Here is a 25,367-nt window from a genome sequence, read left to right on the forward strand (position 1 = left end):
GCAATGCGTGATATTAAACCTATACTCAGTGCATTACGTCGCTCAAAAGCAGGAGCGGTTTTATTATTCCTTCAGGTAGCACTAACCACTGCCATTGTCAGTAACGCCACTTTTATGATTAACGAAAACCTCACTTATTTAAAAGAGGATACCGGTTACCTTCAACAAGACATATTCAGTTTTACCGTAATGACTTTTGGTAAAGATATCAACCTTAGCCAGCAAGCCGAGTTTGATGAAGCCATGATAAGAAGTATTCCGGGTGTAATAAATGCTTCATTGTCTCATGTCGTTCCTCTATCTGGCGGTGGTTCTTCGACATCGGCTAGGTTAAAGCCACTTCCAGAAAAGTCAAAAGAGGCGCGTTTAGCGTATTTTTATGCTGATGAAAATGCTCTGGAAACCTTTGGAGTAAAATTAATAGCCGGGAGAAATTTTAGGCCTGAGGAAATTGTGATAAGCGATAATTTTCATGATGACGGCCCCAATACCATTATTGTTTCTAAAATGCTGGCGGAAAACTTATTCGACGATGGAGCTGGGCTGGGCGAGTCACTCTACGTTAGCGGCAGAGCACTTGAGATCATTGGAATAGTCGATGTTATGGAAAGTGCATGGCCTCGCGCTGATGATAGCGGCACAACGGGCATTATCCCCTTTATAAATGCACAAAATTATCAACACTTCTTGGTAAGAACAGAGTCGAATGAACGTGATAATGTTATGAAGCTTATAGAAGATACAATGCTTCAAGCGTACAACAAACGTGTCATTATTAATGTGGACGGGCTTGATGAAAGCAAAAACAGCTATGATGCAGCAGATGTATTAATGATGCGTATGCTTATCGTGCTGGTGGTGATATTAGTGTTGGTGACCGCCCTTGGTATTTTTGGACTCACACAATTTAATATAAGTAAGCGAACCAAACAAATTGGTACCCGTCGCGCGATTGGGGCACGCAAATCGGCTATTGTGAGGTACTTCTTAGTAGAGAACGCCATAGTCTGTACTGTAGGATTGGTGCTTGGTAGCGTAGCTGCGGTATTTTTAGGTAGAGTGCTTATGCAGACCTATTCTATTGAAGCGCTTGAATTACCTTATGTCGTTTTGACAGCGTTTTTCATGCTAACAGTCAGTTTGTTGGCGGTAGTGGTGCCTGCTGTACGCGCGGCAAATATTTCACCGAGTATTGCTACACGCAGTATTTAAGGCGCTTTATCCTCTGTCTGAAAAAAGCGTGCAAGTAGTCTGAGAAAACCATGCAAATAACCTACATTAAACAATAACGACTAATGCATTTACTAATACAATAGACCGGATAATACATTAGACCAGATAATACAATAGACAGGCATATAATGACGAAAATTTTATTAGTAGACGACAATATTGCGGTGCTGGAAGCGTTGTCGCTGCTACTAGAAATTCATGGGTATCAAACTGTCACCGCCACATCGCCAAAAGACGCGTTGCAAGTTGCTAATTATCAGTCGGTGTCACTGGTTATTCAAGACATGAATTTTAGCGCTGATACAACGTCGGGTGCAGAAGGGCGAGCGCTCTTCAACGCACTTCGTGAGCTTAACCCTTTGTTACCCATCGTTTTAATTACCGCGTGGACAGAGCTTGAACACGCGGTTGAGCTAGTCAAAGCGGGAGCGGCCGACTATATTCCAAAACCATGGGATGATACTAAGTTGGTTACCACCGTTAACAACCTTATCGCGTTAGGGCAGGCCAACACGCACAACAAAGTTTTACAGCAACAAACAAACGTATCAGTAAGCGCCAAACATGCCGCCGAACAAGTTGGGTTAATTTACGAGAGTGGCGCTATGCAGCGGGTTGTCGATATGTCTTTGCAGGTGGCGAAGTCTGACGTACCAGTTTTAATCACAGGCCCAAATGGTAGCGGTAAAGAAAAAATAGCTGAACTTATTCAGCGACACTCATCTCTTTATAAAGCACCTTTTGTTAAGGTGAACGCTGGCGCATTACCGCACGAGCTTATTGAAGCTGAACTTTTCGGCGCAGAAGCAGGGGCATTTACCAGCGCAAACAAAAGCCGAATTGGTCGCTTTGAAGCAGCCAACGGCGGTACATTGTTTTTAGATGAAATTGGAAATTTACCTTTATCTGGCCAAATTAAGTTACTTAGGGTGTTGCAAACTGGTGAATTTGAGAAGCTTGGCTCGGTAAAAACGCAGCATACTAATGTGCGTATAATTTCTGCGACTAACTCTAACCTAATCGAAGACATTGCTAAGGGAGAGTTTCGCGAAGATTTGTTTTACAGGTTAAACGTAATTGAAATTAATGTTCCGCCCCTTTGTCAGCGAGGAAGCGACGTATTAACTTTAGTTAACCATTTTTTACCAGGTCGCGAGTTATGCCTTACTGCGCAACAAGCCATCATTCGGCACGCTTGGCCGGGTAACGTGAGAGAGCTTGAAAATGCATGTAGGCGGGTAAATATTTTACACCCAACTGGTGTGCTTGATGCTGACGCTTTTGGCTTGCCTGTAAAGTCAGGGGTAAAGCAAACCGCTCGCGGCACAATAATCGAGCCTAACCAAGCAGAAATAGAGGCGGCATTAATAGATTTTAACGGTGTAATTGCAAAGGTCGCTAAACATTTTGGGCTATCTCGACAGGCTTTGTATCGCCGGCTAGATAAATATTCGATAGATTACAAATCGTGAGAAACGTTCGTCATACGCTTATTGTAGCGGCGATGGCTGCCACCGCTATTGGGATCTCGCCACTGCTTTACCTAGTTACTTTGGCCATTCATATTAAAGTGTTAATCGTGTTTGCTTCTCTTGGCATTAGCTGGATTTGCATTTATTTAATGACGGCAAAAGTTTACAGTAACTTGCAAGCACTTGAAGTTGGCTTACTTAACTTCAAAGACGGAGAATACGCGTCAACCCTAGCGTGCACGTCTAATGATGAATTTGGCAAACTATGTGCACTTTTCAATAATACCGCAGACACGCTTCGCAAAGAGAAGCAGTGGCTTCATCAGCGTGAACTTATGTTAGACAAAGTATTACAAAGCTCACCCGATGTATTGTTACTTGTAAATGATAATCGCCATATTGTTTTCAGCAATTACCAAGCACGGCGCTTCTTCAATACGACGCATCGCCTAGAAGGCGTTTTACTTGATGATGCGCTAAAGGAAAAACCCACAGCACTTGGCGATATGATGTCAGATAGCAAGGAAGGCCTATTCACTCTTCCCATCGGCGACAAGGGGGTTGAAACGTGGCACTTGGCGAAGGGAACATTTTTATTGAACAACCAACCCCACAAATTATTTATTCTTAAACAAATGACGCGGGAACTAAACAGACAGGAAGTATCGGTGTGGAAAAAGGTGATCCGTGTAATAAGTCATGAATTAAACAACTCGTTGGGGCCGATATCTAGCTTGCTACATAGTGGTAAGATAGTAGGCAAACAAAATTCTGATCCCCGCTTGGTTCGCGTGTTTCATACGATGGAAGAGAGAATCGCTCACCTAAATCAATTTGTTCAAGGTTATGGCAAGTTTGCGAAACTGCCACCGCCTAATTTCGACACAATTAATTGGAATGATATTTTATCGCAGCTTTCGCAGCAGTTTCCATTTAAGCTGATCATGTCTGAAGCGGTGCCATTTCAAGCTGATGCTGTGCAGCTAGAACAGTTACTAATAAACCTGCTAAAAAACGCGCAGGAGGCAGGCGGGAGCGAAGAAGAGATTGAGCTGGCTATCAAACAAAATTCGACTCAAGTTATTATTGAGGTGCTCGACGGTGGCAAAGGAATGTCTGAAAGTGTAATGGCAAATGCGCTACTACCATTTTACTCTACCAAAGCAAATGGAAGTGGCCTTGGTCTTGCACTTTGCAGAGAGATAACCGACGCCCATGGCGGCAATTTATTTATACAAAACAGGCAACATAAAGGGTTGAGTGTTCGTGTAATTTTTGAAAAATAATTAAGGCGGGTCTACCTTTGTGGTGCAGCATGTGGTGCAGCAAAGCTCGACACCCGTTAGTTACTCGGTAAGAGAATACCTGAAAATGAAGTCGGTAATATCACGCACCCTATTTGCCCGTTTTTGCAAAGTTCACCAGAGTTTCACCATCCATTCTATAGCCTAACCACTCACTTTTCGCTTTCGCACCTAGTGATTCATAAAAATCGATAGCGGGTTTGTTCCAATCAAGTACGCTCCATTCAAAACGGCCACAGTTTGATGTTACTGCAATACTAGCAAGGTGCTGAAGTAGGGCTTTACCTGCACCTAACCCCCTAGATTGTGGGGAAACATAAAGATCTTCTAAATAAAGCCCGTTTTTGCCTTGCCACGTAGAGTAGTTAAAGAAGTAAACGGCGAAACCAATTGGTGCACCATCATTTTCACAAATAACGCAATGCGCTGTGGCTTTATCACCAAATAGGGTGTTGTGTAAGTCAGCTTCTGAGGCTTCAACTTCGTGCTCAGCTTTTTCGTAAATAGCCAATTCTAAAATAAACTGACGAATTTGATGGATATCTTGTGGCGTGGCTTGGCGAATACTTAGCGCATTACTCATGAAAATTCCTTATTTACTCTATGAAAAACGTCAGCCTTAAAAATAAGGCTGACATTTGCTCAGGGCGTTTTATCTATGTTAACGCTTTTTGCAGCGCTCTGTGCGCTATTTAAACGAGGCTTAAAGGCTAATCAATATGACCACTGCTTTCAACAGCAGGTTCGCTGGAGCCTATATCCACATTTGAATTAAGGCCTCTGCTTCCAAATACTTTTCTCTTTATCCATGAAAAGGGCAGCCACAAATCAAGTAAGATTAAGTAGAGGCACGGCACTAAAATTAGCGTAACCAAGGTGGCATAAAGAACTGCAAACCCAAGTGCGGCTGCCATTGGCACTACGAAGGCCGCCTGCAGGCTGGTCTCAAACATGATGGGTAAAACCCCAACAAAGGTAGTTATTGAGGTTAATGTAATAGCCCTAAAACGCGCTGTACCTGCCTCAACCACAGCGTGTTTTACACTGTAACCCTGGCTGCGTCGCTGATTAACAAAGTCGGTCATTACCAAAGAGTCGTTAATAACAACACCGGCGGCGGCAATTAAACCAAAAGTAGACATCATAGAAAGGTCTAACCCTAGAATAAAATGCCCCCAGATAGCCCCTGTAAGACTAAATGGAATAACCGACATGATGATGAGCGGCTGTCCGTAGCTTTTTAACGGCACCGCAAGAAGTATATAAACCATCACCATCGCGGCTATGAAAAACAAAACCTGCTCATTTTGTTGAGCCTGTTGCTCTTCAATGTCACCGCCAAGCTCGGTCATCACCGAAGGAAACTCCTCTTTAAGCTGAGGTAATAAGGTTTCTTTGATCTCTTCTACCACTTCATTTGGCTCAACGGTTTCCTCGTCAATATTGCCCCATACGTATACGCTTCTGTATCCACCTTCTCTGCGTATGTAGCTAATACCTGGTTTTTCTTCAAGTACAACAACGTCACCAAGCATGACTTCTTCGCCCGTTGGGGTAGTGATTATCGAGTATTTTAAGTCGGCAAAGCGTTCGCGGGTAAGCTCAGGGTAGCGAACCATAACACGCACTTCTTCACCGTTGCGAATAACGCGCTGAGCTTCTCCTCCATAAAACCCAGCGCCAACTTGTGATGCTATATCTGAAAGCGTAAGCCCTAAGTCATAAGCTACCGGCAATAATGACATTTGTACTTCTTTGCTAGGTGGGTCAATAGTAGAACTCACATCAAACAGCCCGTCTTGCTGTTGAAGCATTTCAATAAACTTCAAGCCTGCAGCGTTCAACGTATCAATATCGGGGCCAAAAAGAAGGTAACCGAATTCGCCGTCATCACCACCGCCGTTAACATCGTCGATAACCGTGAATGACTTCATGCCGCTAATTTCAGGTATAGCCTCTCTCCAGCGTCGCGCCAACTCGAATGTATCGATAGGGCGGTCGTCTTCGTTAACTAGCGGTGTGAGTATTTCGCCTTCGTTGCGCGACTCATTGAACACCAATCTGTCGCGAACCATGCCGCTGCCGAACTCTTCTATTAGTTCTTCCTCTACACTAAGAATGGTGTTTTCGACAATTTTTAACGCATTGATAGTCGCAAGGTCAGACACGTTCTCATTCATTTCAATTCGTACGCTAGGGAAGTCATGAGGTACTTTTGGGTTAGGCACCATACGTACGTAGTTTGCGTTTATTAGCCCCCAGCTAATCATGAGTAGCGCAACAAACATCATAAATACTACCCAACGTGCGTTAATAGCAGCTTCAACGGTACGTTTGTAGGGGCCGTTAATAAAACTTTGAAAGCGTTTATTAAATTTAGCGCGCCAGCTATCTGGCTTAACAGGAGAGAAAGTGGTGTGTGCTAAGTGAGCAGGTAAAATGAGCTTCGATTCAATAAGGCTAAACACTAAGCACAGAATAACCACAACGGCAATATTATAGAAAAATGCGCCCTCTGGCCCGCTACTCAATGTGAAAGGAGCGAAAACGGCTATAGTGGTGAGTACACCAAAAGTTGCTGGCGTTGCTACTCGCTTAGCGCCCCGAACCACATTATCCACACCGCCGCCTTTGCTCTCAACTTCAGTATAAGCACTTTCCCCAATCACAATGGCGTCGTCCACCACTATTCCCAGAACCATGATAAATGCGAATAAGGAGAGAATATTGATACTAATGCCAAATAACGGCATCAGCATTACCGCACCTAAAAAGCAAACGGGAAGGCCGACCATTACCCATAGCGCCAACCTAAACCGTAAAAATAGGGTAAGCATAAAGGCAACGAGTACAGAACCTTGAAGCAGGTTTGATAGCATCATGTCCAGTCGGGCATTAAGGTAATAGGTCATATCCACCAATACCTCAATGCGAACATCTTTAGTAAATGACTGATTTTTTTGTTCGATATAGGCTTTTACGGTTTCGGCAACAGGAATAGTGTCTTGTGTTTTGGTGGCTTTAACCGCCATCGAAATAGCGTTCATTCCGTTGTATTTGAAGTATCTTTCTCCCTCTACGAATCCGTCATTTATGTAAGCTACATCGCCAAGCGTCACGCGAGCACCACCCGCGCCTATTTTAACCGGTATTTCGGCAAACTCTTCACCGCTGTAAAACTGGTTTTCAACACGCACCGAAACAAGGCCTGCATTGGTGCGAATTTGCCCAGCAGACATATTGGCCGAATAGTTATTGATAGCCCGGGTGATATCAGAAATTGATAAGTTGTACTTTCGAAGCGTATCTGGCTTGATTTCAATCGCAATTTCGTCATCGGGCGCCGACATGCGAACCAGTGAAACATTGCTCAACTGTAGAAGTTCATCTTCAACTTCCTTGGCAATTTCTTTTAATTCAGAGAGGGGCAGATCACCAACTAGGGGCATTTCGATAACGTCTTGCTGAAATTCTACTTGTGAGACATTCACCGGCTCCATATCGGCTGGAAAAGTCGCAATACCATCTATTCGAAGCTTCACTTTATCGAGGACGTCTGTTAATTCCGCATCTGTTTCAATCTCAAGACTAACTGTACCGCTACCTCTAAACGCCCGCGATACGGTGCGTTTTATTTCCGTGATGTCTTTAATAGCCTCTTCAATTTTAATAAAAATACTTTCTTCTATTTCTTGAGGTGAGGCGCCAGGATAATTTGCACTAACAGTAATATAGTTAATTTCAATGTTGGGAAACATTTGACGTTGTATCGTCAAAAAGCTGGCAATACCCATAATAATGATGAAAACCATAAGTAGGTTGGCGGCAACTGAATTGCGCGCAAACCAAGCGATAATACCGTGCTGAGTGTCGTTGTGCGTCTCCATGGCGGTTCCTATTTTAGTCTGCTTTCGCTGTTACTGAGTCGGAAAGGTTTTCAATTACCTTCACGGCCATGCCATTTTGCGGATACTCTGGTAAGTCCATAACCACTCTTTTTGGGTTAAAGTCACCTTGTATCAAAAAGTCTCCGTTTTCTTCACGCACAACGCTGACGGTGTTGGAATGCAGATTATTCTCTTCATCTAACGTCCAAACTTTCCTGTTAGTCACAAGTTCTTGCGGAATTCGAAAAACATCGCGCAGTAAAGTTCCTTCAAATGTCACCGATGCATAAGAGCCAAATTTCAATGTTGGGCCATTAGAGTTAATGGCGTAAGGGTCATTAATTCGCGCTACGAGGTATGACATACGAGTATTGTTGTCGACGACCCCCGTGTCGCGGTGTATTGTGCCTTTCAACGCTTTGTCTTCTGCGGTGTTACCTGAAATAAGCACTTCTTTTCCCAAAGTATTGGCGTCGAGAAATTTACTATCAAATCCAGCAACAGGAAAGGTCACCTCTGCATACTCAATATTGTTTAAAACGGCCACTGTTGTTCCCTGCGAAACATAATCGCCTGTACTAATATTGCGTGACACAATAAGCGCGTCGTATGGCGCCTTTACTTTGCAATTGTCTAGGTCACGTTTTGCCAGTTTTAGTTGAGCTTGCGCTGATTTTAACCCAGCCTCAGCGCTCATAACCTGTGGCTTTCGAAGGTATAAGGCAGAAACCTTAGAGCTTGGCATGGTCTTCGCCTCTCTTGCAGCTACATCAGCCTGCGCTTTTTCTTGTATTAGCTGAGCTTCGGCACTGGCTACGTTGGCTTGCGCAAGGAGAAGGGCTGCCTCATAGGCGTCTGGCTCTATAGTAAATAATGTTTCTCCGCGGCGCACTAACCCCCCGCTGACGAGCTTAGGGTTCCATGTTTGAACTTCACCGGATACTTGTGCAGAAAGATTGGTCGTTTCTAATGGGACAACCTCTCCGTAAGAAGTTAGCTGTATTCTTACGTCCTCAGGAACTAAAGAATCGATAGTGACGGTAGGTCGCGTATCAATTTTTTCGGCAGCCGTATTATCAGCGGCTGATACTTCAATACCTTTCATACCTGCGTATCCGAGGACAAGAATGCCTATGGGTAATACAATCTTCATCAATTTCATTGCTTAGTCTATATAGTTGCCGAGTCTGCTAATAGTCTAGCGCTTATGCAGATAAATTTTCCATTATATTTGTAACTAAACATGACCTTAAAAAAACACTGAGACAGCTAAGAGCGCAGACGCTAGTGGAGAGGGACAGTGATGACAATGTCATCAACTATTGAAAAATGTAAGCAGTTATTTTAACTGTCAGAGTAAAGCACGACCTTGTTGCGGCCAGACTCCTTTGCGCGGTAAAGGGACATGTCTGCATGCCGTATTCCATCGGCTAAAGATACTTGAGAAGTTATCTCACAAATTCCAAAACTACTCGTAATGTGAATATCGTGATCCGATATGGCGATAGGCGAAAAGCTTAAGACCTCGCGTAGCGCTTCTAATACATTCGCAGCTTCGCTAGCGGATGTTTCTGGGAAGATAAACATAAACTCTTCACCACCCCATCGAGCAAGAATATCTTGCTTCCTTAATCGGGCGCTAAAAATTCGCGAAATTTTGCGAAGTACTTTGTCGCCGGCCTCGTGACCGTAAGTATCATTAATGCTTTTGAATTTGTCTATATCGGCAATGGCTATTGAGAATGTGTTGCTGCTTCGCTGAATTCGCGCATATTCACGTTCTAATGCGGTTTGCGCACCGCGCCTGTTAACAAGCTTGGTTAAATGGTCATGATTAGCCTGTTGCTCAAACTGTTCCGACAAGTCTAGGGCAATATCGTAACTTTTCTGTCTGCTGTATTCGTAAAAAGCAGAAAGAAACGCCACCGTTAAAAACGAGTAGAGCAAGCGAGATTTAAACGCGTAGGAGTAAGACGCAATAAGTAAAGACTCATCGAAAACAAAGAACAACAGGATGCAGGCGATGGTGAATAAAAGTAGCGCAAAAAGGCCTCGTATTACCCCCGCGAAAAACATGGTCACCGGCGGGACCAAATAAATCCACAAAGGCCCAGTGTTATCTTTGCCGCCGGTAACGAGTAAAAGAAATACCAATACCATTAAACACGATATCAACAGGGTAATAGACACTGTGCGTGAGCGCCGCGTACCAAATTGAATTTGAATGCGTTGGGAAAAAGCAAAAACAACACTTGCTGTTAGCAGAATAATGGCGAGAGGGAGTTCTTGCGCAAGTAGAGCTCTAATTCCTAAAATGAAGGTGATGGACACACCAACCGCGGAAAATAGATTTACTACCATGATCCTGCGGTTAGTCTCATCTTTATAGTGATGCTTTACGCCACTCGTCACATATTTTTTGAAAATACTAATCATTGTGCTTAGTTTGCTCTAGCACTTTCTGCAATTTCAGTCGACAACACGGCCAAGGCTTTTCGCATGGCGATTACACTGGCAGAAAACCCATCTTCCTTTAACGTTGTTTCAATGAAAAATGGATAGCGATTTTTTTCTGGTTGCTGGGTAGACACAATAAAATGACCTTTCAATACTACGTTGCCATTGAAAGTGCTAACGAAGTCGGAAATGTGAATGCTAAGTTCAACTGCACTCTCGCCCTGATAGTCTCTATTTGTGAGTACTACTAGATTGTCGTTGGTAAGCTGATCTCGTAGCGTCTTGCGAAGACCTTCTTCAAAGGGTTCTGCCCAGAGGTGAGTCGTAGAAATATGCAGGTTTGTATCACTTACTTGATACACCAGCCCTCGATGCTTGAGATAGTCGGGTAGGGTAATACTTGTTATAAGAAGTGTGGTGCCTTGCTTCACTGACTGTGTTGGTGACGACAAAGAGCCTTCTGGCTGTTCAAAAGATACTGCAGAGTGAAGCAAATAATAGGATAGAGACGATTGAGTGCTTGTGCAGCCAGACAACGCAAACAATAGCGAAGCCATAACTAGCGCAAAGGTATTGCGCCTGGTTTTCGATTGAAGCTCAGTCGTCATTTTCATTTCATTTTGTCCCTTCACGCGATTTCCCTATCTATCAACATACGCCAATAGGCTATCTTTTTATAATTTAGCTTGATATTTCAACGCACAGTAAACTAATTTTATCGTTATTTCTCTTGTGCTTTAGGCTGAATATCTTCGCCACCGTCTTTTGAAAAGATGAGGCTATTCGGTGACTGATTCAACTTCAGCAGCAGTGGTTGGACATTTCTCAACGTATCTTGCAGCGTATCTACGGTCTCTTTTATTTCCGTCTTATTGAAACCGCCATCACTGTAGTTCTTAAGTAAACCGTCTAAACTTACCAGTACTTGGTTTAGATTGCCATTGAGTGCCTTGGCGTCAATGTCTTCAATAAGAAGGTCGAAGTCGGTGCTTGCTGTTTCTACAGATTCTGCCGCCAGCTTCATGTCTTCCACCGCTAGCTGAACGTTTGCTACCATTTCTTTGAGCGGTAGCTGGTTTATTTTGTCGAGAATGGCGTCTGCTTTTTGCGTAAGCTGGGTAAATTCATTGCTTACCGTAGGAATTACCTCGTAACCATTCACTATTGAGATTTCACCGCTCCCCGCTGCGTCAGGTACATGTTGTAAGTCTACATATAACCCTCCCGTAAGCACGTTCCCCATTCTTAACGTGGCCCGTAAGTCGCGCTCTAGCCAATTGCGCAAGGTTTGCTTAATGGCACTTAGTCCTTCTTCGGTATCAGGCTGGCGGGCTTTTCCAGGGTATATGTTGATAAGTACTGGTATTGGGTAGTCTTGCTCTAAAATATTACCTTCTACCGCGGGTAGCGAGTTGATGCCTGTTACATTCCCAATTTCGATGCCGCGATACTCAACCGGAGCTCCGACAGTAAGGCCTCTTACACTTTCATCAATGAACAGCAGATATTCAGCGGCGACTTTATAACGGGCATCTGACGCTGCCGTATTGTCTCCGTAAATGGTGAAAAAAGCATTTTCTACCACAAGCTCACCTTTTGGCACACCATCGGGGATGCCGAATGTTATACCGTTGGCAAGTAGAGTTTCTAAACTTCCCGTTTCAACGCTAACCCCACTTGACTCAAGCTGAAGTTTTACGCCACTGACATCCCAAAATCGCGTATTTACGGTGATTAATTTATGGTAAGGCGCTTCGATAAATGCGTCGTAATACACCACTCGCTCATCGATATTAAAGGTAGCATCTTCAAACTCGCCGACTTTAAAACCCTTATAGATAATAGGGTCGCCTGGTTTATAGGCAAATTCATCGTCGCTTCTAAGCATCACGTGAAGCCCTGGTGTGCCAGGCGGTGTAACTGGCGGTCGAGAAAGAGCGTTGAAGTGCAGCTGCTCTTTGCCATTGTCATCAGCCGACATGGCAATGTAGCTTCCGGAAATTAGGGTGTTTAAACCCGAGACCTCGGAAAAGCTGATGCGGGGTGCTACCACCCAAAACTTGGCATTCTCATTAAGTAGATGGGAAGCGCTGGCGTCTATTCTAGCGGTAACTAAAACGCCGTCGAGATCGGGCTTTAATGAGATTTTTTTCACTTGCCCAATGTCCAGGTCACGCACTTTAATCGGCGTTTTATTAACCTCAATACCTGACGCTGAGTTCAGCTCGATTGTTATCAGCGGGCCTTGGTTTGTCCACTGATAATACACCATCCATCCACCTATTAGTGCCACTATGATAGGGATTAACCATATTCTAGACACTGATGATGTTGGTTTTATCTTCGCCTCGTTAGTGCTCGGTTCGTTTGTGGTCATGGTAATTGCTTCCACTGCTGCCATATTAGCCGTGAGTCAAATGTCATTGCAGCTATCATTGTAATAAAAACTACCGCACAAAATGCGAGAGCCGCTTGTCCAGGATAAATTGATAGGGAGTTTCCCATTTGTATCAGAGAAACCAGTACCGCTACCACAAAAACGTCAATCATTGACCACCGCCCAATAGCCTCGGTAAGTCGATAGTATCGCGTGCGCAACTGTTGTGAGTTAGTACGTTGCTGCTGAACCGAATAATTGAGCCACGCTAATATTAAAATTTTCGCCACTGGCACTACTACGCTGGCGATTAAAATGATAATAGCCACGGGGTAAGAGCCCGATTCCCATAGGGAAATTACTCCACCAATAATCGTGTTAGGCGTTTCTTGCCCAAAGAGTTCAGTATACATAATTGGCAGTAAATTGGCAGGGATATACAAAATGCACGATGTGATAAGCAATGCCCATGTGCGCTGTATACTAGCGTCTGCTTGAGCCGCGGTTAATGGTTTAGGCCTCGGTGGTTTTCCTTGTGTCAGCCACATTTCATAACGCGTAGGGTCAAATTGCATGATAGCCAGCGTAGTAAATGCACTAAAGCCAACAAAAGCAAAAAAAGATAACCCTATAGTGACATCGGCTAGTTCGTTTATTTTAATTAGGCTAACAAGAGTACCGATTAAAAAGATCTCTGCCATGCTCCATGGAAGAAGCGCCTTTACGAGAGAAAATAGACGATATAGATAAAATGGGCGCTGCTGTTTAAGTTGCGCAAAAGAAAGCCAGGCTAAGCCAATAAGGACTAAGCCTGGTAGTAAAATGGTAGCCAACCCGGTGACAATCGCCAATGATAAATAGTCGTTTTCAATGAGCACCGTGATACCGCTTGGTAAATCGATACTGTGCTTTTGCCCACTGGCTTTGAAAGTAAGAAAATTAAACGGCAGCGACAGCAATAAAAAAATTAGCCCACTGAGTGCATAAGCGTGAAGCTTTTCAGTGGCATTGCTTTTGAAAAAAATCAGCGAGTGGCCACATTTAGGGCACGTTGCTCGTTGATGATGGGCAAGAGTAGGAATACTTACACTGGTGTGGCATTGGTCGCACACTATTGTTAATTGCTCTGGATTTTCCATACTAGTCGCTAACGACACCTGTTGTGTGTAATATCAATAATATAAAGCATTGATATTTAGTGTCTACAAAATAGCACGTTGTATACGTGTCTTTAACTCTATTCCATTTTAAAAGCAATAACTAGCGATATACGTGATGCAAACACTACAGGCGTTTCAACAATTTCTTTCCTCTGGCCGAAAGCGTGGCTATCGATTTTTTACCAAAAACCTTTCACGACAAAGTGTTCAGTTTGTTCGCTTTTGGCGCACCTTAACTTTTGCTCAACGTTGCTATTTTATTGCTTCACTAATGATGGTTGCTTGGTTATATCACGATGTAGAAAACACGCTGTTTGAGCTGATTATGTTTGGCCTTGTATTGTCGGCGTTAGTAAAAGAAATATGGCCTCGTTTTATGAAAGTGTGGGATAGCCTGCCAGGCAAAGCGCTTATATTATTTATCTATGCCGTAATAGCCAACTTCGCTATTGCATCGGCAGGTGGCATGGTTAATGACGTGACAGGCGTATCGTCTGGCGCGCTGCCTTATAGTCATAATTTTGCTCTCATCTTAACGTTACCGAGTTGGTTTTTTATCACCACGTTACTCGCACTGTTGCTCAGTACGGTGCTTGTGCCTATATATTTATTGGTGTTACTCATTTTAAAGCCCATAGGCGTGCACAGCCTGTGGCATGCGCCAAATTATCGATTTGTCTTTACCACAGCTCTTGTGCGCTATATTTGGACATTTGCCCTGCTTTTAAAAGTAATTACGGTGGCTGCGCAGTTCGGCTTATTGTCTGGAATGGACGTTGAAGTATCTCAAGGCGCAGATATCAAACTGTCTGAGAATAGAACTGAAAAGGTAACCAGCCAAAGTGGCATAAAACCTACTAGCATGAACAGTAATAGCAACATTAGTCGTATTAGCGGCGATGCGAATGACAATATAAGTAGTGACGTTAATGGCGATAAGAATAAAAAGGAAAAAAATATTGCTGCGATTATCAAAGAGATAAACGAGACTAATGATCCACTGGAAGCCGAATTTGTAGCACTCTTATCTGATGCAAATAAACAAAGTAAGCGATTAAGGCGCACTCAAGAGAATTTGCTAGCTCAATTTATCTTCAGGTTTGAGGCTGATACTCATTCAAGATGCGAGCATAAAGAGGGGACGAAAGTGGTCGAGCTCAACGATTATGAAATCTTGCAAATTAGCCAAAATGTTGATGAGGATAATGCCTATACCTATGAGGTGATAGCCTGTCAGTCGCCTGCGTTAGGCAACCCACTAAGGTATGCAACCCCAAGTAGGCAACCCCAAGTAGGCAACCCCAATATGGGCAATCCCAATATAGGCAACTAATAACGGTTGCCCTCACAGCATAAGCTTCATTGGCAAGCGCTCTGTTGAAAAAAGCCTTTTCGATAGCCAGGCCGGCTCGTCGCTCTCGTCATCTTAAAAAAAGCGCAGCGCTAAGGCGATGATCACACCTGTGATGATAAGCTGAACTAAACAGAAACCCATGATGTCTTTGGCTTTCAAGCCCGCTATTGCTAACACTGGCAATGCCCAAAAGGGCTGGATTAAATTTGTCCACGCATCCCCCCAAGCAACGGCCATTGCAACGCGAGAGATATCTGCCCCTAATTCGGCTGCTGCAGGAAGCACCACCGGCGCTTGCACTGCCCACTGACCGCCGCCAGAGGGGACAAAAATGTTCACTATACCTGCGCTAATAAAGGTAAGCACTGGTAGCGACTGGGCAGAAGCAAAGCTAATTAACCATTGCGACATACTTTCAGCCAAACCAGACTGTACCATGACGGCCATAATGCCGGCGTAAAAAGGAAACTGAATAATAATTCCACTGCCGCCTTTCACTGCCTGCTGCAGACTTTGCAGCAAACGTTTGGGTGTACCGTGTAGAGCAATGGCCAAAAACAAGAAAATAGTATTCACAATGTTGAGGTTTAAACCGCCGTCTTTTATAAAATAGCTAACAAGGTACGCTATCCCAAAAACGCCAATGAGAATGCCCAGAATTTTACTGTTTTCTAATTTATCAGCGGGCCTTTCATTGCTTTTTACTTGTTCTAGGCCTTGTTCTTTTTCTATGCTATCGATGAGTTTGTCTGGACTGACAATAACGCTGTCTTGATGTGATGGCAGCATAAGCCGATTTACCAGCGGAACAACAATAAAAAGAATGCAAAGCAGCGCAATATTAAACCCACTGAAAAGGGTATCGCTTGTGCTAATTACACCGATTTGGTTTTCACTAAAGTGACCCGGTGTGGCAATAGTAAGGGGTACTGAACCCGCAAGGCCGCCATGCCAAACCAAAAATCCCGAATAGGCACTGGCCACAAGAAGTCGATAATCCACGGGAGTTTTTCGTGCTAAGGCTTTGGCAAACAGTGCCCCCACAACTAATCCGAAACCCCAGTTTATCCAGCTTGCCGAGAGTGAAACAAGGGTCACCAATAGGATTGCTTTTCCCGGAGTGTTGCCAAGGTGAGCCAGCTTTTCTAACAGCATTCGCATGAACGCAGTAGAAGCCAGCATAAATCCAGTGACAAGTACCAGCAACATCTGCATAGAAAATGTGAGTAGTCCCCACAGGCCATTTCCCCATTGTTCAACAACAGTAATAACAGGTTGTTGCTCAATGATTACAGCGGCTAAAAACACGCAAACAGTCAGAATAAGAACAAAAACAAACGGGTCGGGTAGATAACGCTTAACCAGTTTAACTAAAGGTTTGGCAGCTCTATTTAACATTGTTTTTTAATTTATTTTTGTTAAGAGATTGCTAAAGCATAACGTATCTTTCGCATTTACCCTATACAGCAGTATAGGTAAATAGGCATTTGAAATTGAATTGGCGTAAACAAAGAAGCCCGCAGTAGCGGGCTTCAAAGGTACTTGTAAAGCAGCTTTTTTAGAAGCTTGCATTGCCTGGTGTACGAGGGAAGGGGATCACATCACGTACATTTTGCATTCCAGTTACGTAAGCAACTAAACGTTCGAATCCTAAACCGAAGCCTGAGTGAGGAACGGTGCCATAGCGGCGAAGGTCTCGATACCACGCGTAGTCTTCTTTTGATAGTTCCATTTCTTCAAGGCGGGCGTCAAAAACATCAAGACGCTCTTCACGTTGTGAACCACCAATAATTTCACCAATTCCTGGAGCCAATACATCCATTGCGGCAACGGTTTTGCCGTCGTCATTAATGCGCATGTAGAAGGCTTTAATATCTTTTGGATAGTTTTGCATGATAATAGGCGCGCCAACATGCTCTTCTGCTAGGTAGCGTTCGTGCTCTGATGAAAGGTCGATGCCCCACTCAACTGGGAACTCAAAGGTTTTACCGCAGTTTTGCAATATTTGGATGGCATCGGTGTAATCCATGCGCACAAATTCAGAGTTCACTAGGCTTTCAAGACGCTCTATTGCATCTTTCTTTATGCGCTGGGCAAAGAACGCCATATCGTCGGGAAGTTCTTCTAACACGGCCTTACAAACGTATTTCAGCATGTCTTCTGCAAGCTGTGCAACATCGCTTAGGTCGGCAAAGGCCACTTCAGGTTCAATCATCCAAAACTCAGCAAGGTGACGTGACGTATTTGAGTTTTCAGCACGGAAGGTTGGGCCGAAGGTATAAACCTTAGACATTGCCGTACAATAAGTTTCAACGTTAAGCTGCCCACTTACTGTTAGGTAGGTTTCTTTGCCGAAAAAGTCCTCAGAATAATCAACATTGCCCTTGTCGTCATGAGGAAGGTTCATCATGTCTAATGTTGAAACACGGAACATTTCACCCGCGCCTTCGGTATCGCTTGCCGTTAAAATAGGCGTTGAAATCCAGTAATAGCCCTTCTCGTGGAAGAAGCGGTGGATAGCTTGCGATAAACAGTTGCGTACGCGAGTTACCGCACCAATAACGTTAGTACGAGGGCGCAAGTGTGCGTATTCGCGAAGGTATTCGATGCTGTGTCGCTTAGCGGCCATCGGATACGTATCTGGGTTTTCTACTAATCCAATAACGTCGACTTCTGTAGCATCAATCTCAAGAGACTGGCCTTGACCTTGTGACTCTTTTACTGTGCCGGTAACCGACAGCGAACAGCCAGCGGTTAGGCGCTGGATGTCGGCGTAATTTGACAGAGAGTTTAGCGCAATTACTTGAACCGGATCGAAGCAGCTACCATCGTGTAGCGCGATAAATGATAAACCGGCTTTAGAATCTCGGCGTGTTCTCACCCAACCTTTAACGGTTACCGATTCGCCAACGGCGTACTTGCCTTTAAGTACGTCAACAACGGGCGCGTGCGTCATGTTAGTTTCTCCGTCTTACTGTTTCTTAGCTGCTATGTACTATCATTAGTCACATAAACGCAGTGTGCAAAATGCACGAAAAAATGGTTTTTGGTCAATGTTTTGGATTTTTTTGCCGATAAAATAACACAAATTTAAAACGTGGCTTTCCAGACACACGCCTGCCTGTACATTGGCGAAGGTGCTTTAAATGAGAAGTCTGCCACAATCCAATAGCACGCTAGTATACTCAACCATAAGCTGGATGCCAGAGAACAGAGTGACAAATGGGAAATAAAAATGTTTCTTTATCAAGAAAAGGCGATGAAAAGTACAATATGAACTCAAAGCCGTTACATCACAATGAGGAAAGACGGAAAACCCCTCACACAGACACTCTGTTTTACAAGATCATGCTTGGGCTTAATATTGCAGCTTGGGCGGGCTTGGTCGTGGTGTTAATTCTGTTTCACTATGCTCGCCCAGAATTCATTACCGGGGTTCAGCAATACTGGGGCGTAGAGGGAGATAACACGTGGACCATGTCATACGTTGATGCAATGATTGTGTTGCTTCGCGTATGTTTAGTACTGAGTTTGATTAGCACCGTGATGCGAGCGAAAAGAAGCCGCCGAAAAAACGACCGCTTTGGTATCAACTTAATCATTCTCGCAATAATTGTGGCCACCAGTTTAATCACGTTGGCCACAACAGTGAGTTAGCTTTTTCGTTGGTGGAAGGTTTAAATGAAAGCCACTTGTATAAGCCAATAGGTGTAAGCCATGTAGGCTAGCACGAAAGCTCCACCCTCAATGCGATTGAGTCGCCCTTGGCGCTTAATACCGATACAAAAGATAAATAAGGCCACCGTGGATGCAAGCATGACAACGATGTCTCGATAAATAAAATCTGAACTCACGGCCATGGGCTGAATGGTACCGGCAATGCCCACTACCGCAAGGGTGTTAAACATATTAGAGCCAATCACATTACCGATGGCTAAGTCGTGCTCTCCCTTTTTAACGGCAATAAGAGAAGAGGCGAGTTCTGGCAATGACGTACCAATAGCAATAACCGTAAGCCCGATAATAGTGTCGCTGACACCAAAGAAGGTAGCAACTTCCACCGCACCCCACACCAACATGCGAGAGCTTGCAACAAGCAGTAGCAAACCTGCAATTAGCCACATCACATGAGTTTTTACCGTGCCCTCTGAAGCGTTGATTTCGTCACTGTATTCGTCGGCAAGTGCGTCTTTATCGCCTTTCATACCATGATAAATGCTCCACGAAATAAGCAGGACGAATAATCCTAATAGTGAGAACGCATCGTCTTTAGAAACCTCTTGGTCAAGTACCTGCCAAGCTGCAAAAAAAGTAATGCCAAGTAACACCGGCAGCTCTTTTTTAATGATCTCTGATTTCACTGCAATGGGACTGATAACAGCGGTTAGCCCTAATATAAGTAATACGTTTGCGATATTAGACCCATAGGCATTACCTAGCGCGATACCCGAGTTTCCTTGGAGCGCGGCAAATATGGAGACAATGATTTCCGGGGCAGACGTACCAAAACCGATGATGAGCATACCTATCAATAGCGGTGATACGCCGAAGTGATTTGCCACCGAGGCAGCGCCACCCACAAACTTTCCTGCGCTCCACAGTAGTACCGGTAAACCAATACCAATAGCCAAGCAGGCTAAAAACATACTTTCTCCTTAAATCTGCATCTATTATGTGCGGTCTATTAACATTGTTCTGTAAACACGCCCTAGTATCGCAAATGCTGCTCTTTTTTGTAATACAGAATACGTACAGGCAATGAAAAAGATATCCGCTGTTTCTGAGTTTTTCAAAAAGGCCTAGGTATTCACGTTTATATATGGACAGAATGCAACTGCTTTACAAATTGTGTGGTGCTCGTATTGGCTTAATTTTTGAAGGAAGCATGTGTGACGCTAATGCTTGTGATATCAGCGCGTATCGGCGCGCCATACGCAGTTCAATATTATATCAATCAACAAATTAATCAGACAAAAGGCATGATGGGGCAGGTCGGCGACGTAGATTTACATTTGTATCGCGGCGCCTACTCGGTTGACGATATTGAGATTTATGCCGTTGACGAGCAATCACCTCCTAAGCCGCTGCTGTCTGTGAGAACACTCGATTTTTCCTTGGCGGGAAGATATAGAAAAAGACGATGACGAATTATTTACCATTATTTTTGAGGGCGTTGCCGATTTGCTAAGTGCAATACTTGAAAATGATGAGTCTCAATTAGTCGCTGCGCGAATACCTATTGAAGGTACACTGGATAATACTGATATTTCTACTTTCCAAGCGGTGGTCTCAGTGTTGAAGAACGCATTTTTTTGATGCAACGAAAATGCAAGTCGACGATATCGTCTCCTATGAATCAGTCGCAACAAGCTCCTCAGAGGATGAGCAGTAATGTTGCGTATTTCTGTAGGACGGTTTCTATTCATCTATTTTTGTTAGTCATGAGCCTCAATGAATTTTAACCAGTGAGGAAAGACTTCCATTTGTTGGAGTGTCAGTTTGATACATACAAATATCGGCACCGCCAACAGTACACCTAACATGCCCCAGATCCAGCCACTGACAAAAAGCCACACTATGATAACCAGCGGGTTAATCTGCATGCTTTTGCCTAAAACCGTTGGGGTTACTATTTGAGATTCAATGATATTCAAAGTAAGGAATATTCCAACAGGAAGCAGTGCCGTGCTTGTTATTCCAAACTGCAGCGTACCAACAAGCAACAGTATACCAACACTAATTATAGAGCCCATATAAGGGACAAAGTTTAAAAGACCGACGATGGCACCCCATAAAATAGCATCGCGAATATTAAAGTACGAAAGGCCGATTGCTGTTAGAACACCTAGTGCACAATTAATAATACTGATGGTTAAAATATAATGAGATAGAGCCTGTTGGATACTTCTAATCAAAAGTTTTGCTCGCTCTCTATTTTTGATTATTGGAAAGTCATTGATGACAACTTTCGACAGTGGTGGCCCAAAAATAAGAAGAAAGAGAGTTAGTACAATGGCGCCTATTACCTGTGCGAGAAAAAGCGGAGCAGCCAGCAACATTTCAAAAATCATTTGCCTACTACCTTGTTTAAATTGCTCTTCTACAGCCGAATCGTCGGTTTTTTGCGTTGGCTCTTTTTCAAACCACGGGTAGGCGGTATTACTCGCTTGGCTTTCCTGCAAGGTTGTATCGCCGTGCGCCACGGAACTTATCATTGAGAGTTCTTCAGCAATCTGCTCGGCCAATAGCGGTAGGGATTTCATCCATCGCTCAGCCGGCTCCGAAAGTTCGAATGCCAAAAAGGTTAATGGCGTAACCAACATCGCTAATAGAACCATAGAGGAAACGGCCCGCGGTATGAACAGCCGCTTGAGTCTAGTTACAAGAGGGCTCAACAGTAGTGCAACCAACATTGAAAAAACCACTGGAATGATCAGCGACTGAGCGAAATACAAGGTGTAGAGTGTGGCAAGCGCGACTAAAACAATCAGAAGCCTTACAACTCGAACATCTCTTGTTTTTACTTTGTATTCGTCATGCCTATGTAAAAGTGGATTTTCCTTCATTGTACTGTCCTTATAATGTGAAGAGTGAGTGAATACTTCTGTCATTAAGTCTCAATATTGACTAGTCTGTTTTCCGGTATCGGCCCTCGAAACCACAAAAAATACCGAACCCCATTAAACCAACGCCTAGGGCACTTACCATCCATGGCCCGAAGGGTTGAACTAATAATGTGGAGACGGCTTCAGGAAGACCACCTGCTTTTTCCGATTTTTGCGCGATGGATGCATTCATAAAGAAGACACCAACCATCAAATATACAACGCCGCGACAGGCGAAGCCCAAGCGGCCGCACCACACTACTATTTTGCTTTGTAAGGCAGGCATAGAGCTTACAAATTTATCCATAAAATCCGTTTTTACTACATGCTTAAACTGAATGAGGGAAAAAAGGATAACTGCCAAACTGATTGCGCCAACAAGTATCGCTCCCCATGTTGTTTGAAGAATACTCTCTCCAACTTGCTGCTGTTGCTGTTTAGAATCGTCTTGTAGTGACATTAGTACTTTTATTGATACATAAGTTGCTGAGCCGTAGGCGATGGCAGAAAAGAAATAGAATAGGCGCATGAGGATATCTTTTGGCTTTGTCATATCAAGGTTGCCAGGATTAGAAACACCTTGAGCTAAACGCCACGCTATATAGCAGGCGAAACCTACGGTAACAGCGGTGAGAGAGACCGAGCCAAACGGGGTATACAAAATCTCTTGAAAGACTGATTTTTTTGTCACTTCTTCAGCTCTTGTGGCGGTAAACGCAACTAGCAGTGTAAGAATGCCGAGAACACAGTACACAATGCATTTTGCTGAGTATCCAATGCGAGCAATAACTTTCGTCAGAAACGTGATGTCCATATGCCTATCTAATTTGCTTTGTAGTGGCTGTGATAAAGACAAAGACCTGTGCAAGCTATGCGCCATGGGTACAAAGTGTTGAGTAAATATATGAGGATGGCGAGATATACTTGTTTTGTATTCTCGATTCTTTTTTAAGGGCAGGTAAGATAAGGTCTGGAAAACATTTACCGCTATTTTCTAGAGTTTAAAAGCAAGGTGGTTCGGATGTGGTCGAGTGAAATATAATATCTGTGCCAACGTACACATAATTAAATTAAGAAGTATTTACACTGTTCGCTGTAATATCTTTAGTTGGTGTTGATGCTAGAACATTAACAAGCGCTGCTTCGTGAATATAAATCGAACGTGAATATAAATCGATAAAAAACCGTTAGTTTCTTTCAGCAAGCCAAGCGTCGATGCTTTTGAGCCAGGCCTTATACAAGCTATCTGAATTGGCGTAGTGCTCGAACACGGCTTTTAATTCTTTTGAATGACGAAGGGAGGCAAGTGCTTGATTGACATTATTTAGCTTATCTACTGCCACGCTATTGCTGCTTAACGCTAGAGTATGAACACCGCTGGGGTGGAACTCTTCAGTAACTTGTTTCATGCATCTGGGCGATGCGGCCTTGTTGTAATTGACACAGTAATAATTAATTATGCTGGTGCCAAAGAATAAATAATCTAACCTGTTTCCTTTCAACATGTCATAAAGCTGAGGGCGACGAACCGTAGAATAGATATTTTTAAAGCCCAACTCTTTAGCCAGCGTTTTTTGAAGGGAATTTGCAGACACACCTATGGCACTGTTTTCTAAATCAATGTCGTCAAAATGGGTAATAGGATCAGTAGGCTGGGTAAATATCGCCTAACCTTCAGTGATAAGTGGTAACGAAAAAGAAGCCCATCTTTCTCGCTCGACCGTCTTAAGCGCACCAAAAACCATGTCCACCTTGTTGACTTGAACTCGCTTCATAGAAGCTCGCCACGAAGATGGCTGTAGCTCAAGCTGATATTTCGCATGTTGCGCTGCTAGCTCAAGAAGCTTCCACGAAAGGCCGTAGGATTCAGACGCTTCGACATACCGCCTGTGATTTTCAAAAACCGTCACACTAATAGTATTGTTTGCTGATGCGGGAAATGCATTTACTAATAAACTGACTATCGACACTAACAGTAAAGACCAATACGGTCGGCTTTTAAAGCGGCAAGTTAAAGGTTTCAAAACTGGTTCACTACAACATTCTATTTCTACTCGACATTATCGTGTAGAAACTGTTTCCATATTGCATTACTGCCAAACCAGAACGTCTCTAAAGTATAAGCATTCTTCAATCTAGACACTCTTCAATCTGTGCACTCTTGAGGCTAAATGCTTAATTGGTACAAAGCTCAACGTTTATCAATAGTAAAATCTATAATGTGTGCATGTATGCACCAAATTTTACCAGCAGTTAAAGGCAATTAGTGATGAACGTGAGTAATGTTGACCTTTTTGTTTAACGTTTTGAGACGTGAAACAAGTTGCGATAATTCTTCCACTGAACCTGAATAGTTTATCTTTTTGTTCATTTTCTTGCCTTTCACCGCAGAGTGAAATAAAGCGTCGCTTTCAAAACATGCTGTTTTTCTATCAAGTGTATTCCACTCTTTCTGTAAATCAGTGGGAATAGAGTGGCGTTTAGCGTACAGCTTGTCTTTAATTTGCAACACTTTTCCGATCAATACTTGTGCGTCAGTTGGCATAATTGTTTCTCCTTAAGCTATGAAACACGAATGAGGTATTGCCTTGCTTTTATGAAGAGTACAGTTTTCAAATGCAGGTGCATCAAGAGCACGGTTGGTGCTGATGAACATTCATTCGTTAACTTTCATCTAATAATCTGAATTAATAAATACGTTGTTACTATTTAAGGTGTTGCATCATTAATGCCAATTCGAAATTACAACGTGTAATTGCACGTTAGTGGCAAAGCAACATCACCGCTGAATGATAAACACCTGAAGGCTATTTGTAAGAGAAGGGCTTTGACGTATTCTTTAACTTTTTGGCTTGGCAATAGCAAAAATGAGGAGTCCAAATAAGCAGGTTGAGCAATATAGCGGTTACTAGACTAAAAATAACCGAAGCCGGCGTTAAGGGAATGGAAGGGCGAAAATTATCGACTACTTTTTTTAGCGTTGAAAACTGTTTTGGGCTGGCCATGTACGTCAGCTTTTCAAAGTAATGACCATACTCAAGGGTTCGCATGCCTTGCTCTAAAGACTCAATCATTGAAAAGCGCTGTGCTTTTTGCGAGGCGTTATCTCTTACTAGAGCCTCGTCATTTTGTTGGAGGCTGTCTAGCATGGCTTCAACAGATGAAAAGCCATGCTGCTTTGCTAGCTCAGAAGACAGGGTGACTTCATCTCGTATAGCATCGTAATAGCCATTAAGGTACTGCCTGTAATGATCGGCAAGAATGGGCACTTGTAGCGTAATAATAAATAAAACAGCAAAAACAACTTTATCTAAAACGCGCGTGATCATTAGTTAACCTCAAATTTAATACAAATATGACAGCGATTTGCTTGGCATCCATACCAGCAAATATGTACCCAACAAAGCATGCATTAACGCTCAAGACTCCCACTTCCGCAGCAGCTGCGCTATTTACTCGCTGTGCTATTTAGCCGCAATGCGTAATACTTGGCGCATGCCATCATCGAAGTGCGTGGT

At 43.5% G+C, this 25,367-nt stretch carries 21 protein-coding genes and 1 pseudogene; 6 read left to right on the forward strand and 16 right to left on the reverse strand.

All coding sequences use genetic code 11. From position 1 onward, the window contains the following. Positions 1–3 precede the first annotated feature (3 nt). From V7R39_RS03385 to V7R39_RS03395, 3 genes are all read left to right on the forward strand, one after another. Entirely contained in the window at positions 4–1,212 is a 1,209-nt protein-coding gene (locus V7R39_RS03385; RefSeq protein WP_334028205.1) for an ABC transporter permease, read from the forward strand. 149 nt (positions 1,213–1,361) lie between these two features. Further along, complete coding sequence (locus V7R39_RS03390) at positions 1,362–2,705, forward strand: sigma-54-dependent transcriptional regulator (RefSeq protein ID WP_334028207.1); 1,344 nt, start codon at positions 1,362–1,364, stop codon at positions 2,703–2,705. Continuing rightward, entirely contained in the window at positions 2,702–3,991 is a 1,290-nt protein-coding gene (locus V7R39_RS03395) for a sensor histidine kinase (protein WP_334028209.1), read from the forward strand. Before V7R39_RS03390 ends, V7R39_RS03395 begins: the two co-directional genes overlap by 4 nt. A gap of 109 nt (positions 3,992–4,100) precedes the next feature. Here V7R39_RS03395 and V7R39_RS03400 read toward each other — a convergent pair whose 3' ends face one another. The 7 genes from V7R39_RS03400 to V7R39_RS03430 all read right to left on the reverse strand — a co-directional run bounded on the left by V7R39_RS03400 (position 4,101) and on the right by V7R39_RS03430 (position 13,869). Further along, on the reverse strand, positions 4,101–4,592 hold the full coding sequence (locus V7R39_RS03400; RefSeq protein ID WP_334028211.1) for a GNAT family N-acetyltransferase: 492 nt from the start codon (positions 4,590–4,592) through the stop codon (positions 4,101–4,103). A gap of 127 nt (positions 4,593–4,719) precedes the next feature. Then, the gene (locus V7R39_RS03405; protein ID WP_334028214.1) at positions 4,720–7,896 is read right to left on the reverse strand and encodes an efflux RND transporter permease subunit; all 3,177 of its coding nucleotides are present in this window, start codon (positions 7,894–7,896) and stop codon (positions 4,720–4,722) included. Between the two features lie 13 nt (positions 7,897–7,909). Next, complete coding sequence (locus V7R39_RS03410; protein ID WP_334028216.1) at positions 7,910–9,058, reverse strand: efflux RND transporter periplasmic adaptor subunit; 1,149 nt, start codon at positions 9,056–9,058, stop codon at positions 7,910–7,912. A 182-nt stretch (positions 9,059–9,240) separates the two neighbouring features. Continuing rightward, the gene (locus tag V7R39_RS03415) at positions 9,241–10,332 is read right to left on the reverse strand and encodes a GGDEF domain-containing protein (protein ID WP_334028218.1); all 1,092 of its coding nucleotides are present in this window, start codon (positions 10,330–10,332) and stop codon (positions 9,241–9,243) included. Between the two features lie 5 nt (positions 10,333–10,337). Next, positions 10,338–10,985: a PqiC family protein gene (locus V7R39_RS03420; protein WP_334028220.1), complete on the reverse strand. Its 648-nt coding sequence runs from the start codon at positions 10,983–10,985 to the stop codon at positions 10,338–10,340. Between the two features lie 89 nt (positions 10,986–11,074). Next, positions 11,075–12,730: an intermembrane transport protein PqiB gene (gene pqiB, locus V7R39_RS03425; protein ID WP_334028222.1), complete on the reverse strand. Its 1,656-nt coding sequence runs from the start codon at positions 12,728–12,730 to the stop codon at positions 11,075–11,077. After that, positions 12,727–13,869: a paraquat-inducible protein A gene (locus tag V7R39_RS03430; protein WP_334028224.1), complete on the reverse strand. Its 1,143-nt coding sequence runs from the start codon at positions 13,867–13,869 to the stop codon at positions 12,727–12,729. Before V7R39_RS03430 ends, pqiB begins: the two co-directional genes overlap by 4 nt. Positions 13,870–14,005: 136 nt before the next feature. Here V7R39_RS03430 and V7R39_RS03435 point away from each other — a divergent pair, with 136 nt between their 5' ends. Next, complete coding sequence (locus V7R39_RS03435; RefSeq protein ID WP_334028225.1) at positions 14,006–15,223, forward strand: hypothetical protein; 1,218 nt, start codon at positions 14,006–14,008, stop codon at positions 15,221–15,223. A 93-nt stretch (positions 15,224–15,316) separates the two neighbouring features. Here the strand turns inward: V7R39_RS03435 and V7R39_RS03440 are convergent, their stop codons facing one another. Next, positions 15,317–16,642, reverse strand: a complete 1,326-nt coding sequence (locus V7R39_RS03440; RefSeq protein WP_334028227.1) for a short-chain fatty acid transporter — start codon at positions 16,640–16,642, stop codon at positions 15,317–15,319. A gap of 160 nt (positions 16,643–16,802) precedes the next feature. Then, complete coding sequence (asnS, locus tag V7R39_RS03445) at positions 16,803–18,200, reverse strand: asparagine--tRNA ligase (protein WP_334028229.1); 1,398 nt, start codon at positions 18,198–18,200, stop codon at positions 16,803–16,805. 266 nt (positions 18,201–18,466) lie between these two features. Between asnS and V7R39_RS03450 the strand changes: the two genes are divergently transcribed. Continuing rightward, a complete protein-coding gene (locus tag V7R39_RS03450) occupies positions 18,467–18,901 on the forward strand; it encodes a hypothetical protein (RefSeq protein WP_334028231.1) in 435 nt (144 codons plus the stop codon). A gap of 20 nt (positions 18,902–18,921) precedes the next feature. Here the strand turns inward: V7R39_RS03450 and V7R39_RS03455 are convergent, their stop codons facing one another. Beyond that, a complete protein-coding gene (locus V7R39_RS03455; protein WP_334028232.1) occupies positions 18,922–19,890 on the reverse strand; it encodes a calcium/sodium antiporter in 969 nt (322 codons plus the stop codon). Between the two features lie 252 nt (positions 19,891–20,142). Between V7R39_RS03455 and V7R39_RS03460 the strand changes: the two are divergent. Further along, a pseudogene (locus tag V7R39_RS03460) lies at positions 20,143–20,636 on the forward strand (hypothetical protein). Between the two features lie 43 nt (positions 20,637–20,679). Here V7R39_RS03460 and V7R39_RS03465 read toward each other — a convergent pair. The 6 genes from V7R39_RS03465 to V7R39_RS03485 form a co-directional block, all read right to left on the reverse strand. Next, positions 20,680–21,810: an AI-2E family transporter gene (locus V7R39_RS03465; protein ID WP_334028234.1), complete on the reverse strand. Its 1,131-nt coding sequence runs from the start codon at positions 21,808–21,810 to the stop codon at positions 20,680–20,682. Positions 21,811–21,871: 61 nt separating this feature from the next. Continuing rightward, positions 21,872–22,663, reverse strand: coding sequence for a DUF1206 domain-containing protein (locus V7R39_RS03470; protein ID WP_334028236.1), 792 nt, complete (start codon positions 22,661–22,663; stop codon positions 21,872–21,874). A gap of 373 nt (positions 22,664–23,036) precedes the next feature. Continuing rightward, complete coding sequence (locus V7R39_RS17775; RefSeq protein ID WP_438823507.1) at positions 23,037–23,444, reverse strand: hypothetical protein; 408 nt, start codon at positions 23,442–23,444, stop codon at positions 23,037–23,039. A 72-nt stretch (positions 23,445–23,516) separates the two neighbouring features. Beyond that, complete coding sequence (locus tag V7R39_RS17780) at positions 23,517–23,873, reverse strand: transporter substrate-binding domain-containing protein (RefSeq protein WP_438823508.1); 357 nt, start codon at positions 23,871–23,873, stop codon at positions 23,517–23,519. Positions 23,874–24,112: 239 nt separating this feature from the next. After that, complete coding sequence (locus tag V7R39_RS03480) at positions 24,113–24,394, reverse strand: hypothetical protein (RefSeq protein ID WP_334028238.1); 282 nt, start codon at positions 24,392–24,394, stop codon at positions 24,113–24,115. Between the two features lie 262 nt (positions 24,395–24,656). Further along, on the reverse strand, positions 24,657–25,178 hold the full coding sequence (locus V7R39_RS03485; RefSeq protein ID WP_334028240.1) for a DUF2937 family protein: 522 nt from the start codon (positions 25,176–25,178) through the stop codon (positions 24,657–24,659). Positions 25,179–25,367: the final 189 nt, after the last annotated feature.

The organism is Alteromonas sp. P256, from assembly GCF_036864455.1.
In the GTDB taxonomy this organism is placed as follows: domain Bacteria; phylum Pseudomonadota; class Gammaproteobacteria; order Enterobacterales; family Alteromonadaceae; genus Alteromonas.

Excerpts from the sequence above, each read along its gene's own strand:
- V7R39_RS03390 (WP_334028207.1), top strand. The coding sequence starts at position 1,362 with ATGACGAAAATTTTATTAGTAGACGACAATATTGCGGTGCTGGAAGCG.
- V7R39_RS03430 (WP_334028224.1), bottom strand. The coding sequence starts at position 13,869 with ATGGAAAATCCAGAGCAATTAACAATAGTGTGCGACCAATGCCACACC.
- V7R39_RS03450 (WP_334028231.1), top strand. The coding sequence starts at position 18,467 with ATGGGAAATAAAAATGTTTCTTTATCAAGAAAAGGCGATGAAAAGTAC.
- V7R39_RS03435 (WP_334028225.1), top strand. The coding sequence starts at position 14,006 with ATGCAAACACTACAGGCGTTTCAACAATTTCTTTCCTCTGGCCGAAAG.
- asnS (WP_334028229.1), bottom strand. The coding sequence starts at position 18,200 with ATGACGCACGCGCCCGTTGTTGACGTACTTAAAGGCAAGTACGCCGTT.
- V7R39_RS03480 (WP_334028238.1), bottom strand. The coding sequence starts at position 24,394 with ATGCCAACTGACGCACAAGTATTGATCGGAAAAGTGTTGCAAATTAAA.
- V7R39_RS03400 (WP_334028211.1), bottom strand. The coding sequence starts at position 4,592 with ATGAGTAATGCGCTAAGTATTCGCCAAGCCACGCCACAAGATATCCAT.
- V7R39_RS03470 (WP_334028236.1), bottom strand. The coding sequence starts at position 22,663 with ATGGACATCACGTTTCTGACGAAAGTTATTGCTCGCATTGGATACTCA.
- V7R39_RS03455 (WP_334028232.1), bottom strand. The coding sequence starts at position 19,890 with ATGTTTTTAGCCTGCTTGGCTATTGGTATTGGTTTACCGGTACTACTG.
- V7R39_RS03485 (WP_334028240.1), bottom strand. The coding sequence starts at position 25,178 with ATGATCACGCGCGTTTTAGATAAAGTTGTTTTTGCTGTTTTATTTATT.
- pqiB (WP_334028222.1), bottom strand. The coding sequence starts at position 12,730 with ATGACCACAAACGAACCGAGCACTAACGAGGCGAAGATAAAACCAACA.
- V7R39_RS03465 (WP_334028234.1), bottom strand. The coding sequence starts at position 21,810 with ATGAAGGAAAATCCACTTTTACATAGGCATGACGAATACAAAGTAAAA.
- V7R39_RS03410 (WP_334028216.1), bottom strand. The coding sequence starts at position 9,058 with ATGAAATTGATGAAGATTGTATTACCCATAGGCATTCTTGTCCTCGGA.
- V7R39_RS03385 (WP_334028205.1), top strand. The coding sequence starts at position 4 with ATGCGTGATATTAAACCTATACTCAGTGCATTACGTCGCTCAAAAGCA.
- V7R39_RS03415 (WP_334028218.1), bottom strand. The coding sequence starts at position 10,332 with ATGATTAGTATTTTCAAAAAATATGTGACGAGTGGCGTAAAGCATCAC.
- V7R39_RS03440 (WP_334028227.1), bottom strand. The coding sequence starts at position 16,642 with ATGTTAAATAGAGCTGCCAAACCTTTAGTTAAACTGGTTAAGCGTTAT.
- V7R39_RS03405 (WP_334028214.1), bottom strand. The coding sequence starts at position 7,896 with ATGGAGACGCACAACGACACTCAGCACGGTATTATCGCTTGGTTTGCG.